Below are 13,313 nucleotides of genomic sequence, written 5' to 3' on the forward strand. Positions count from 1 at the left end.
AATGTTTTATAGATGCTATGAAATTTTACAATTTATTGATCAAAAAATATGTCATCATTATAGGGAATTTAGGGATGCTAAAGAATAGATCATTAATAAAAATGGAGACTAAATAATTAGTTTTAAAAATGCTTAACCTAATTTAACGATGTAAATTATTCTTTTTAATTATAATATTATTGGTCATTCAAAGAACTTGCCCTCCCTAATAAGTCTAATTTACTGTAGAGGTGAAAATGAAGAATAGCAAAACAATAAATTCTATAACTCATTCAATATTAATTATGGGAGCAGTGATTTCTTGTGTAGGCGTGCTAAACATAAGCTCGGCTTTTGCACAAGATCAAATAAATTCTGAATATAAACCGGGTAATCCGATTTATGATAAATGGGACCAATTTTATAAAATTGAGAAGACTCAACCGGAAAATGCCGAGAAGTTATTATTAGAACTCGGCGAAATGACACCTCAAGATATTAAAGTATGGAAAAGTTTAACTTATTTGCAGATTAGAATAGGCAAGCAAGAAGCCGCTTTGCAAAGTTTAAGAAAAGCAGAGGTATTAGACCCAGCAGACGATAATTTAAAACTCCAAGAAGCCTATCTGCTTAACTCTCAAAAAAATAATAAAGAAGCTTTGGTGGTTTTTAAGGAACTTACGCAATCTAAAGATGAGGATATTGCCAATAAAGCGACACAGGCTGTAAAGAATTTAAGTGGAGGGGAAGTCAAAACTTATTTCCGTGATGTGTATTTTGCGCCTTCATATGAGTCACGTTACGACGATGTGATTTTTCCTCTGAAAGCCCGTTATGGTAAGAATCTTGATAATGGTCGAGCACAGGTGTATGGCTTTTTAAACCTAAACCGCGATACCCAATCTCAGGGCGGGGTACGACCTGAAATTATTGATGAAAATGCAGTAACTTTAGGTGTGGGCGCTAATTACCAACCTTGGACATCTATACCTGTGCGCATGTATTTAGAAGTGGGGGGAAGCTACGATCTGATTGATCGAAATAGAGATAAGTTTCGTGAGAGTGTTGTCGGTGGGGTGACAGGTTATCACGAGTGGTATTCTCAAAATAGTTGTAATCAGTCACTTTGCTTTAATGATTACTTCACTGATTTATATGGCAATGCAGCGACTTATTCTAGAGAAGATTATAACGTTATTGGTGATTTGAGATTACGCACGGGGCTGAATGTCTATAAAGGCGAGAACGGAACTGTACAGGCTTATATGAAATTGCATGGTTTAGCTGACAGTAAAGATGAATATTACAATAACTTATTTGAATATGGCCCCGGCATTTCATGGCAGCCTTTTAATTACCAACCTATAAAATTACGTATAGAACGACTATATGGCAATTACTTTAAAGATGTGCCAGTAAATACGAAAGATCATTACAACAATACTCGAGTAGAACTCGTTTTTTATAAGGATTTTTAAAATGAAGAAAGTTTTTATATCTATTGTATTTGGAACCCGTCCTGAATTAATCAAACTTGCCCCTGTTATTTTATTGGCAAAACAAGATCCTCGCTTTCAAGTTGAGGTAATTTTTACTGGACAACATGACGAACTGGTAAGAGATGCGATAGATTTCTTTGGGGTTGAAATTGACCATCGTCTTAAAATTATGAATGCTGGACAAAGTTTAAATCAGCTACTAATACACGGTTTGAGCCAAATCGAGAATGTATACACGGATGGGCAAAAAAGAGATGCAATTGTTATTCAGGGAGATACAACAACTGTTTTAGCAGCTGGTTTAGTCGCGTTTTCAATGAAAGTTCCTGTTGCACATGTCGAAGCTGGTTTACGTTCTTATGATTTGGATCATCCTTTTCCAGAAGAGGGAAATCGTCAGTTAGTGTCACGTATTACTAAATGGCATTTTGCCCCAACAGAACAATCAAAAAGGAATTTACTCAATGAACAAATTCCACTAGAACTCATTACAGTTACAGGTAATACCGTTGTTGATGCGGTGTATTTAGGACGTAAATTAATTTCTGAAAAATCTGATTTGAAGAACCAGCTTGAACCTTATGGAATTCAATTAAAGCAAGATGACAAAGTTGTGCTTATTACTGCGCATCGTCGTGAAAACTTTGGTGGTGGAATTCAAAATATTTGCAATGCGGTTGAGCATTTAGCCAAAGACCATCCTGATTTACATTTTATTTGGCCAGTCCATTTAAACCCAGCCGTACATGATGTGGTTCATGATAAGTTTAAAAATCATTCGCAGATCCATCTTGTTAAACCATTAGACTATCCTAGTTTATTGGCAGTCATAGACCGATCTACTTTTATTTTGACGGACTCAGGTGGCTTACAAGAAGAGAGTCCATCTTTTAATAAGCCAGTTTTAATCTTACGAGATACTACAGAGCGGCCTGAAGTTGTTGAAGTTGGGGCAGGTGTTTTAGTGGGTACAAACCAACAAAAAATTATTGAAGAAGCTGAAAAGCTACTTACTGACCAACAGCACTATGAAAAAATGGCGCACGTAGAAAACCCATTTGGTGACGGGCAAGCAGCTCAACGTATTCTTAATCAAATTGCTAAATCTTATGAATTGGTATAATTATGAGTTAAGAATTTCTTCTCACTTATGGCTTTATTAACACCACCATAAGTGAGTCGATACCACAAGCTCACAATATTGACGCACCAGCGGCTCATGTAATGAGGACCATCAAAAATATAGACAGTTTTTCCTTCATATGCTTTTAGCTGAGAAATAATTTCCCAAGGATATGCAGCTCTAAATTGCCCATTTTTTTTAACTCTAAAGGCTTCTAGTACTATAATTACTTTATCTTTTCCAAGCTTTTGTTCAAGTTGATCTAAAATATGTTTGGCTTGCTGAGGAGACCGTACACCTACGCCAACGCCGTCTTGGAAGAAAACGCCGTTATGTTCTGGTAACCAGCTTTTAACCCATAAATCATAATGTTCGGGTTCGCGTTCACCACTATAAATACTGACCCAAACTGGTACTGGAAGTTTACTTAAAACCTGACCTAAAGCACTTACTCTTAACCAAGTCGGATCTGCTTCTACCGGAAAATAATAACCTTTAGGTGCAGTTTTTTGCTCTTTTATAATTTGGGCAGATTTTTCCCCTAACTCAGTAACATTTGCCCGAGCTTTAGGTTCATTATATTCGCCGGCTAAACCCAATATTAGATTTTTAGCCCAAGGCTCTTGTTTAATTTTTTCTAAATTAATTGCTTTTTCCCATTGAGGAAAGTTTGATTCTTTCCACCATGATTTAGACTCAACAACAGACCATTGGGGAACAAAGGTGTTAACACCCAAATAGTGCCAGTTTCCCTCTGGTGGAGTAGTGTTATTGTCGGGCTGCCAGAAAATTCCTTCAATATGCGGGGCTTGTCCTTGATGTTTGAACAACCCCGCATAAGCTATGACACTACAAATAATTAAAATGATAAAAGCAGCTATTTTAATTGGTATCTGTTTTTTCATTATTTCGTCTTAACCAGTACCACAAGAAGATAATTATTATCATGATTGCAGAGATAATCACAACTAATAAGAAGAAAGAAGATTGTTGGACTAAAGGCGCTTTTTGATTTCCGACAATAAGTTTTTGTAAAACATAAATATTTCCATTTTCTGAAACTAACATTTTTGTCACGTTATTTGGAATTTTATGTTGGATTTTTTCCCAAAGATGCATAAAGCTTTGTGCACCACCTTCTGAGTCGGTAATCACGTCAAAGCGATTATTGTTATAACTCACAATAAAACCATTAACAGCAGCAGGCGCATAAATAATATCTTGATGCATTAATACCTGTTGCTGATAAATATCTTTATTCACACGAACATTTACTGATTGTGGTGCACTTGGTGAATACCGGACTAGGTTAAGTGGCATTGGTCCTTGTGTTAAAAGCATTTTTTTCGCAGTTTGGCCTAATACAATCGCGATATTTAGAGCACCCGATTGATCATCAATTGCAATGGTTGGGGTTGTTGCTAAAGTCATTGAAATTGCCGCTACGCCATTTTTGAGTTTATGCGGCAGTTTTAAAGTCGATTTGGCTGTATCAATCCAGAGTGAGCCATGGGCATTGGGTAAACACTGAGAGTTAGCAATCACCGAGTTTTCAAGCTTTAAATTAAAATTGGTCGTATTAGAAATAGCTTTTGCAAAAATGTTGAATTGTCGGTTTACGGGATCGGAAGCAAGGTCAGCTGTTTTCATGCTGCCTGCAAGTCCGCCATCAATCCAAGCCGTAATATTTGAACCTTGCAATAAACCACTTTGAATGCGAAGTGCAATTTGTCCTTGCAAGATATCGGTTGGTTGCCACACTGCTGGGAAATCAAGAAATAAGTTCTTTTCAGCGTGGTTTAATCTGAAGTCTTCAATGCCTAAATCGGCAAGTGTATTAATTTTTTTAAATTGTGCCCAAGCGGGATTGGAGATCGTTGTGGGAAAAATTGCACTCCCAGTATCAAGCTGCTGTACATAAGAGGGGTTAATTAATCCATTTACAGCAGCCGAGAGTTCTTGTGGGGTATGATAAGTAATTGAAAGAGTGGCTACTCCATCTGCTGGTTTTGCAATCTGTACTAAAGCACCTCCTTTGAGTGGTGTAGCTGAGTGAATCACTTCAATAATAAAATTTGTTTCATCATTTAAATTAATTTGTCCTGAATCAACCCATTCTATCGGCGTGATTGAAGTCCATGAACTTGCTAATCTAGCGAGCATAGAAGCTTCTATAATTTCTTTGCGATTATATTTTAAGATGCCAACAAATGGGGTAGGTCGTCTTGTTTGTGGGTTAAATAATGCATCAGGTAAGTAGTTAAGCTGATAATTATTTCTGATTGAAGTAAAGTCGATTTGAGAATTACTGAAGTAAGTTAAATGATCAATATCTTCTGAACAGAAGGTTTCTTTTGTTTGATTAAGATTGGTAGGCTTAGAATATTGCTGAATAATAAAATCTAAACGGTGGAAGCCACTTTGACTTGGAGGAATATCAAATTTGAATTGACCGTCCCCACTCAGTGTAGTGTTATAAATGAGTTTATCATCATATTTTACGAGTAAAGTTGTATCACTTTCAGTGGAATAATCACTTGAAAATTGAATGTTTTGCCACTGGGCACCTTTTCCAATATAGAAAAAATGAGGCTCGACCGTATATTTAGTTGAAGTGCTAATATCATCGAGTTTCCATATGTACGCATGAGCAGACATGGCGAGCATAAGACTGGTGCTGGCAAGGAGCACTTGAGCTGTTTTATAGAGATCAAAAGTCTTTTTCATTTATTTTTTCTCCTTGCTACGTTCCGTTTTGTACCATTGAAGGGAGTTGCCCTGTATTTTATTTTTAAGCATGTCATATGCGGCTTTAAAAACAATAAATAGAAATATTTGTGAGTAACTTACATAAGATAAAACAGAGTAAAAATAGAGTTCTGGTTTAACTTTTTCGAGAGAAAGGGTAAACCACATTTGTGCGACATATAGACAAAACGAGAGGCCCCACAGTAATGTGAAGGGGCCTGGAACTGAAATGCCTGCGATACCCAGTAACCCAAGCGTCAAGGTGATATGACTCCAGAATAAAGCGGGTACGAAAAGTATGTAGCACATAATGTTATTTAGAATTTCAATTCCAATAGGAAATGGGGTTCTTAACGCTACTGGTAAATATTTACGAGTCACATAAAAATTACCTTGAGTCCAACGTGAGCGCTGTTTAACAAACACACTTAAAGATGGTGGGTCTTGTTGCCAACCAATTGCATAGGGAACCCATTTAATTCGTTTTTGACCGATAAAAATCCGGAAGCTCATTTCAGTGTCATCGACCAATGACTTCTCATCAAAACCACCCAAGGTTTCTAAAGCATCACGCCAAATGACATAGTTGGTACCCATTAATGTTGATAGCTCAAAACGTTGCCAACGTCCGCCTTGGAAAATCCATTGGAAAAAGATGAACTCAATGGCAATAAATCGAGTCAAAATACTATCTTGCCAATTACGGGTTCTTACTTTGCCATTTACAGCCACTAATTTTTTATCCGCAAGTAGTGTTTGAGCTAATAAACGTACACAATCGGGTTCAGGTGTACTATCTGCATCATAAACAACAATGAGTTCACCCTTAGCATGGGGTAGGCCATTATTTAGTGTTCTAGATTTACCTTTGCCTCCCATCCCTTTAGGAACATTGACAATTTTTATACAAGGATAAATCTGCGCTAGATTTTCGGCGATTTCTAGGGTGTTATCTTTAGAACCGTCATTAATGAGCAAAACTTCATATGCTTCGGCTGGATAATCCTGTTGCGCGATTGCATGTAAAGTATCTTCAATCACTACGCCTTCATTATAGGCAGGAATCAAAACACTCAAAACAGGCCATCTATCGGGCACGGGTAAGTTCTGCAATTCTTTTTCTGCTGTTTTTGAGTATTTCCAAGCCTGATAACTTAGCCATGCCCAAAATGCTTGAGGAATCCAAATGCCTAGAAAACCAAATAGGAAGAGAATATCAATGGGAGCCATTTGATTTAACCCTCCTAATAATAGATGAGATCAGCAATAACAATAAAATCACCCCGATGACCAAGGAGATCCAAGAAATATAGCTGCCGAAAGTACCAAGAAGGTCAGGATAGGTTGTGGTTAAAATAAGATCGAGTGGAACTACGACTGTGCTTAAACCAATAAAAATATATCCAATAAAACTGGTATTTATATGTTCGGGGGTACTTATGTATTTAATATTATTAAATTTCCATGAAATGCCGAGTTGAGGGTATCGAATATTTGTGGTCGGAAGATCAGCAGGAGGATTAATAATAATTTCATAACCCGAAACATGGCCATTAAAATTTTTAGCTGAATAAAATAAGTGCTGCTTTTGTTTAATCTCTCTAGAGGGTAGCGGAAGTTGCTTTGGATTAAACTGAACAATATAGCTGCCAGCGGTCTGGGAAATTAAATTTTCATCCCAACCTGTTGAAACAAAAGCAGCCATAGGTCGTAAGCCAATTGCAGTTGAAAATGTAGCTTTGGCTGCAAAATATTGGGGTTGTTCAGATTTAAAAAGAGCAATAGGAATAGCACCTTGACTCACTGCTTCTTTTAATAAGAAATAGTGAGAAAAGCTAAAAACTTCATCTGGTAATATGATGCCTGGCTTTATTCCTTTATGAATAAGACCTTGAAAACTATCTGAACTGATTTGGTCAATTGTAAAAATAGGCCACCATGTGTCCTGTGATGGGAAAAACATGGAAAGATCATCCATACTCTGAACTTCAGTTTTTGTTTGTTCAGATTTAATCTCGCAATGATAATATTGACGATAGAACTGTTGCAAAGTGCCATCTGGATATTGACTAGAGGCTATAATAATTCCACAAATATTAAGAAGATTAGACATTAAGTAACCTCCTCTTCAGGTGGAATCTGGATAACTTTATATTCGACTTCAAGCCGCAAAGTCATAATTTCTTTTAACTTTTTAATAAATTCAGGTTCTTCTTCTGTTTTTTGTTTACGAATAACAATACTGTATATCGTTTCTAGATCATCATCAGCGAACTGGAAAACAATTTCTTGCGGATGATGCTGGCTCAAAATTTTAATCATTTCATTTTGAGTAGTTTTCCATACATCATCACCTAACATTTCTTTAATTAAGCTTCGGTTGAGAATCCTGATTTCAAAGACTTCATAATCTTGTATGTGGTGGTGATCAAGAAGTTTAAAGAAACTACGCTGAAAATACTTAAGTGCGCTAAGTGGGAAAATATCACGGCGATAATTTCGATCATAACTTTGTATATCACGATATTTTTGGACGTTAATTTCAATATTGTGGCGTACAGCACTCAGAAAAAGAGGAATGAGAGGGATAATAAAAAGTAAAAGGAGTTGACGTTCAATATGTGTTTGCGCGCCTAGATCAAGCAGAAAATATACTGCAACGCCTACGAAAGCGATTAAACCTACAATTAAAGATGCACCGACTTCTAAAAAAGCACCAGAAATTAAAAGAATAAGAATAAAAATCCAGCTTCCTCTAAAGCTTACAGGCAGCCACTCATATGCCACCATCCCCATAAATAGATGAGCTGCGATAATCCATAAGACGAGTGTTCTTCCTGGGTTCTTTTGTTGCATGCGAGCTCTGGCTACCTTTTTGTAATGTTAATTTTTATACTTTTATAATGAACTGTGATGATTTTTGAATTTAATTTATTGTTGTGTTTGTCCTTTTATAAATCCCTTTAGTATTATTTTTAGAGTAAAGTCACAATATAGTCAAATTTCTCGTATTTTTTTAATAAAAAATAAACAGATAAGACGTAATTCTTATCTAAATGCTCTTGAAAGTTTCAATTGCCTTAATACGAGTTTCTTTCAAATCAACAATTGGCTTTGGATAATTCAACTGAAGCGGAGTTTTACTTGAGTAGGGTTCATGAATCATTTTATTGTCTAGATGAGCTAACTCATTTACCCATTGACGAATATAGTCTCCGTTTGGATCAAATTTCTTAGATTGAGCAATAGGATTAAAAATTCGGAAATAGGGTACAGCATCAGTTCCAGTTGATGCACACCATTGCCACCCACCATTATTTGCTGCTAAATCACCATCGATTAAGTGTTCCATAAACCATTGTTCACCTATTCGCCAATCGATGAGTAGGTTTTTACATAAAAACATAGCGGTAATCATGCGGACTCGATTATGCATCCATCCTGTTTTTTGAAGCTGACGCATGCCCGCATCAATAATCGGTATACCTGTTTGGCCGGTTTGCCATGCGGTTAGGTGCTCTGGATTATGATTCCACTTAATTTTCTGAGTATCTTTTTTAAACGGAATGTGTTTAGAAACATGTGGAAAATCAAATAAAATATGCTGATAAAATTCTCTCCAAAGCAGTTCATCTAACCAAGTCTGCTGACCTTCGTTTGTCAGATGGAAGTTGCCATGTTCAGCCCTGAAAAGAGCTTGTAGGCACTGGCGGATAGATAAAATTCCAAGATTTAAATAGGGGGAAAGTTGGCTAGTTGCTTTTACATTTGGAAAGTCACGTTCTAATTTATAATTAGATAAATGATCTTCAATAAATAAGTCGAGTTGCTCCAGAGCAAAATCTTCTCCAGTCGGCCACAAGTTTTGTTGGTCTTTAGAAATAGATGAGTCAAAAAAATTTTCTACATCTTCGAGACTTAAACTTTTTATATTTGAATCGGGCTCTGGTTTGGCTTTTTGCTTTTCAGGAATTGGATAGCACTGAGGCAAACCGCTGATATCTAGTTTTGAATAACATGCTTTTTTGAATGCACCGAAAACTTGATATGGTTGCTGTGACTGATTGCGAATAGAACGTAAAGGAAAAATCGTACGGTCATGAAATAAAAAAAGTTCTTTACCTTGTTGATTTAAAGCTTGCTGTACAGTTTTATCTCTTTTTAACTCATTCACGCCTACTTCTATATTGGAGTAAACATTTTCGATATGAAGTTGTTTTGTGAGTTCGCAAATATAATCTGCAATATCTTTCCAGTAGGGAATGACTTGAATGATCAGTGGAATATTAAGCTGTTCTAATTCTTTTTTAAGTTGTTGAAGCTGACGTAAATAGAAATTAATTTTTATAGGTGCATCGTGATGTATTTTCCATTGTTCAGGCGACAAGATAATTAACCCAATCGAAGGTCCTTGCTGGCAAGCATGCCATAAAGCAGCATGATCTCGAACTCGCAAATCCTGACGAAACCAAATCAGCTGATTTACGTTTGACATGAAAGATACCCTTATAAAGTTGAGTGAGTTAGAGGTTTATTATCAAGATATTATATAAAAATAAATACATAAAAAAAGCAAAGCCGAAGCTTTGCTCTTATCTTCATCTAAAGATGAATTAGTGGTGGTGACCACCTGCACCGTGTACGTGACCGTGATCTAATTCTTCTTCAGAAGCTTCACGGATTTCTACGATTTCAACTTCAAAAGTTAAATCTTGACCAGCAAGTGGGAAGTTAGCATCTACAACAACGTTGTCGCCTTCAACGGCTTTAACAGTTACGATCTGAACGCCGTCATCTGTTTGAGCTTGGAATTGCATACCAGGTTGAATGTTTTCAACACCTTGGAACATTTGAGCTGGAACTTCTTGTACTAGGTCTGGGTTGTATTCGCCATAACCTTCAGCTGCTGGTACATTAACAGTAAATTTGTCACCAACAGTTTTACCTTCTAATGCATTTTCAAGACCAGGAATGATATTGCCTGCACCGTGCAAATAGGCAAGTGGTTCGCCTTGAGATTGATCAAGTGTTTCACCCTCAGCGTTTGTTAATTTGTAGTGGAATGAAACCACGTGGTTATTTGCAATAGCAGTCATGTTTTTGATCCATTCAATCAATTAAAGCGTACATCATAAAGTGAAAAATAAATTTTGTAGACTACAAAATCTTAATCTTTGGCACTTTTTCTAATGCGTTTTTATATAAATAGGGACGAACTTAAAAAATTCAACTTAATACAGCTTAATTTTTGGACGTACACGTCTTGTAAGTAAATCTTTCATTGTGAGTAGTCCAGCTTGAGTGTATCCATGAATCGTTGCTTGATGTAAACGATACAAAGATACGTACATGGTTTTTGCAATATAACCTTGCACACTTACATCGCCAAGTAATTCTCCAACGGCTTTATTACGACTTAAAGACACGAGGGAACCTTTGTCGTTAAACGTGAACATAGGCTGTGAACGATTGTTTAAGCGGGCAGCGATAGCATCGACTAAAAAGCTTGCTTGTTGGCTGGCAACTTGAGCACGCGGAGCAAGGGGAGGATGTCTTGCATCAAGCTGGCAATGAGCACAATCACCAAACGCAAATACATTTGGATCAGAATAGGTTTGCAACGTTGCATAGACCATTAAACGGTTAATGTTATCGCGTTTAAAGTCTGTAAAACTTTCTAATACCTTAGGTGCTTTTACGCCTGCTGCCCAAACGGTAATATCACTTTTGAGTTGGTTGCCATTACTAAAGTAGATGCAATGCTTATCAATTTTTTCAACGCGGTGTTGAGTCAAAATTTCAACGCCCATTTTTCTGAGTTGCTCTGCACTGTGTTCAGCAGTTTTATCCGTCAGAGCAGGTAAAATGCGTTCAGAGGCTTCAATGAGTGTAATTTTGACTTGGTTGGGGTGAATTTTCTTTAAACCATATCGATAAAAGTTTTTAGTTGTTTCAATTAACTCGGCTGCAAGCTCTACACCTGTTGCCCCCGCACCAACGATTCCGATATTTAAAGTCCGCTGATTAGGTTGATTTTGAGCTTCAATATAAAGATGGAGTAAATCTTGCTGGAAAACATCGGCTTGTTTTCTGCTGTCGAGGAAATGACAGTTTTCACGCACACCCATGGTATTAAAGTCATTTGATACTGAGCCAAGCGCTAAAATAAGTGTGTCATAACTGAGCTCTTGCGGATGATTCTGTTGGTCCTTAGACACTTGAGGGGGCATTAGTTCAATTAATTTTTTATCTTTATTGACTCCAATTAATGTTCCTAGCACAAATTCATAATGATGTTTTTCTGAGTGTGCGAAATAGTTAGTTTGTTCTTCGTGTGGATTTAAAGATCCAGCAGCAATTTCGTGAAGCAGGGGTTTCCAAATATGAGTGAGGTTTTGGTCGACCAATGTAATTTTTGCTTTACGACTTTTCCCAAAAGTTTCACCGAGTTGTGTTGCCAGTTCTAAGCCACCAGCACCACCACCAACAATTACAATATGATGTAAATTTTGGGCCATTTTTTTCACCTAATTATTTTTCTATAAAAAAAGATGGCTGAATTATGCCATCTTTTATTTATAAAATTTATTGTGCATCTGTGCACAATTTGATGTTTTTAGTGCGAATCTACAGGGTAGAGTTTTGCAGCACTATGTTCACTTGATGAAAAAATAGAGAAGAGGCTAGAAAACCACATTGCAATTTTTTGGAAAATATTAGCTTCTTCAATATGTACGTTATCTTCGATTTGAAGACTACGGATCAGTTGATTATTTTGATAAATCGATACTGTTGCTAAGCTCATTACTTTCATTAACGGCGCAGTTAATTGTTTTTCATTGAGCTCAATGTTTACACGTGTTTGAGTCGTTTCAAGCGGAGCGATAACTTTTGGTTGCAGGTTGCTATCAAGTACTTGAACGCGCTGAGTGATATTATCAAAATTATTTAGGTCAATTGGTGCTGGGTCAGCATATAAAGAAGTCGTTACAATCGTAGGTTGCTTTGTCGCTACCTTAAACATTTTTAACGTCGACTTTACTACAGGCAGCTCGGCAATTAATTTTTGCTCAGGAATAATAACTTCATCACGTGTATAGGTATAGGCAAGATTCATTAATTTATCTGCAATCTCAGCACGTTTTACCGCACTCGGTGTACCTAAAACAATAACCAATAAACGTCTTTGAGCTAAGTCTGATGAAAATGAAGGACGTGAAGCCGTTAATGCCAAATTATAACCCGCTGCTTTAGTGTAGCCAGTTTTTAGGCCGTCAACAGATGGGTCATATTTCAAAGCAAGGTTAGTCGCATGGTGAAAACGTTGGTTGTAGCTAAAGCTTGGCATTTTTGAATAATGCAAATATTCAGGCGTTTCTTTAATTACAGCTTGACCTAATAAACTTAAATCATGTGCCGTAGTGTAATGATCCGGCATCGTAATTCCAGGAGGATTACTAAAATGGGTATCTTTCATACCCAAAGCCTGAGCTTCCTGATTCATACGTTGTACAAAGTGAGGAACATCGCCAGAAATTTTTTCAGCTAAGGTCACGGCTGCATCATTTGCAGACATAACAATTAAACCTGCCAATAACTGATCAACAGAAATTTGTTCACCAGCTTTAAGATACATTTGTGATTCGTCCCACTGCACGACACCAACCACTGGTGTTGCAGTAATAATTTCTTCTTTTTTCAGCTTTCCGGCTTTAATCTCTTTTAAAGCAATATAGGCAACCATCATTTTGGTTAAAGATGCTGGTGCGCGTTGCACGTGGCTATTATGCTCGGCAATGATTTGACCCGATTGAGTATCTACAATAGTCCATGCAGCGGCTTCGACACTTTCAGGTGCAATATTGAGTAGCGCAGCATTGGTTAGGGTGGTGCAGAAAAGACTGAATAGGGTAAAAAGAGATAGAAAAAATTTCACGGATGACCTTAACTTTTACTGGCAAATA

General features: G+C 36.9%; 11 protein-coding genes. 2 read left to right on the forward strand and 9 right to left on the reverse strand.

Annotated elements, in window-relative coordinates; all coding sequences use genetic code 11:
- Window positions 1-236: 236 nt before the first annotated feature.
- A complete protein-coding gene (locus ACS604_RS12150; protein WP_474771867.1) occupies window positions 237-1,457 on the forward strand; it encodes a tetratricopeptide repeat protein in 1,221 nt (406 codons plus the stop codon).
- Window position 1,458: 1 nt separating this feature from the next.
- Window positions 1,459-2,601: a non-hydrolyzing UDP-N-acetylglucosamine 2-epimerase gene (gene wecB / locus ACS604_RS12155; RefSeq protein WP_474771868.1), complete on the forward strand. Its 1,143-nt coding sequence runs from the start codon at window positions 1,459-1,461 to the stop codon at window positions 2,599-2,601.
- Here the strand turns inward: wecB and ACS604_RS12160 are convergent.
- The 9 genes from ACS604_RS12160 to ACS604_RS12200 all read right to left on the reverse strand — a co-directional run bounded on the left by ACS604_RS12160 (window position 2,586) and on the right by ACS604_RS12200 (window position 13,285).
- Window positions 2,586-3,506, reverse strand: coding sequence for an alpha-amylase family protein (locus ACS604_RS12160; protein ID WP_174759435.1), 921 nt, complete (start codon window positions 3,504-3,506; stop codon window positions 2,586-2,588). The two genes, wecB and ACS604_RS12160, sit on opposite strands and share 16 nt — an antisense overlap.
- Window positions 3,484-5,328, reverse strand: a complete 1,845-nt coding sequence (locus tag ACS604_RS12165) for a hypothetical protein (RefSeq protein ID WP_474771869.1) — start codon at window positions 5,326-5,328, stop codon at window positions 3,484-3,486. Before ACS604_RS12165 ends, ACS604_RS12160 begins: the two co-directional genes overlap by 23 nt.
- Window positions 5,329-6,579 carry a glycosyltransferase family 2 protein gene (locus tag ACS604_RS12170; RefSeq protein ID WP_005307402.1) on the reverse strand — a complete coding sequence of 417 codons (1,251 nt, stop codon included), beginning with the start codon at window positions 6,577-6,579 and terminating at the stop codon, window positions 5,329-5,331.
- Complete coding sequence (locus ACS604_RS12175) at window positions 6,566-7,462, reverse strand: hypothetical protein (protein WP_474771870.1); 897 nt, start codon at window positions 7,460-7,462, stop codon at window positions 6,566-6,568. The genes ACS604_RS12170 and ACS604_RS12175 overlap by 14 nt, the downstream gene beginning before the upstream one ends.
- Window positions 7,462-8,205: a hypothetical protein gene (locus ACS604_RS12180; protein ID WP_004790776.1), complete on the reverse strand. Its 744-nt coding sequence runs from the start codon at window positions 8,203-8,205 to the stop codon at window positions 7,462-7,464. The genes ACS604_RS12175 and ACS604_RS12180 overlap by 1 nt, the downstream gene beginning before the upstream one ends.
- 196 nt (window positions 8,206-8,401) lie before the next feature.
- Window positions 8,402-9,844: a cryptochrome/photolyase family protein gene (locus ACS604_RS12185; protein ID WP_474771871.1), complete on the reverse strand. Its 1,443-nt coding sequence runs from the start codon at window positions 9,842-9,844 to the stop codon at window positions 8,402-8,404.
- Between the two features lie 118 nt (window positions 9,845-9,962).
- Window positions 9,963-10,445, reverse strand: coding sequence for a peptidylprolyl isomerase (slyD, locus tag ACS604_RS12190; protein WP_005307390.1), 483 nt, complete (start codon window positions 10,443-10,445; stop codon window positions 9,963-9,965).
- Between the two features lie 135 nt (window positions 10,446-10,580).
- Window positions 10,581-11,867, reverse strand: a complete 1,287-nt coding sequence (locus ACS604_RS12195) for an NAD(P)/FAD-dependent oxidoreductase (RefSeq protein ID WP_238611838.1) — start codon at window positions 11,865-11,867, stop codon at window positions 10,581-10,583.
- Between the two features lie 98 nt (window positions 11,868-11,965).
- Entirely contained in the window at window positions 11,966-13,285 is a 1,320-nt protein-coding gene (locus tag ACS604_RS12200; protein ID WP_111854451.1) for a D-alanyl-D-alanine carboxypeptidase PBP6B, read from the reverse strand.
- Window positions 13,286-13,313: the final 28 nt, after the last annotated feature.

This window comes from Acinetobacter sp. Li1LvA2 (assembly GCF_056156705.1).